Origin of the sequence: Chryseobacterium sp. SIMBA_038, from assembly GCF_046535115.1 — a bacterium.
GTDB lineage: Bacteria > Bacteroidota > Bacteroidia > Flavobacteriales > Weeksellaceae > Chryseobacterium.
Genome location: NZ_JAWRXH010000148.1, coordinates 1 through 274, shown reverse-complemented (window position 1 = coordinate 274; position 274 = coordinate 1). Strand labels below are relative to the sequence as shown.

The window sequence follows — 274 nt, the reverse complement described above, 5'->3', positions numbered from 1 at the left end:
ATCTTTTTGCAGAGCCTAATACAGATTTTTACTCCAATTATTGGTTAAATACTATCACCATTGAAAAAAGAGAAAATAGAATCACAAAAGAAAAATTGAAAAAAATATTTTCAGAAAATAACATAGAAACCAGATATTTGTGGAAACCAATGCATTTGCAATCATTATATAAGAATTATAATTTTTTTGGAAAGAATGTAAGTGGTATACTTTTTGACATGGGTCTATGTTTACCATCGGGTACTAATCTGTCTGATGAAGACAAAAATAAAAT

The 274-nt window shown here is 26.6% G+C and carries 1 protein-coding gene; it reads left to right on the top strand.

Annotated features, from left to right (window positions below; all coding sequences use genetic code 11):
* A partial coding sequence (locus SB689_RS23060) for a DegT/DnrJ/EryC1/StrS family aminotransferase (RefSeq protein WP_410694391.1) occupies positions 1–274 on the top strand: 274 nt, incomplete at both ends.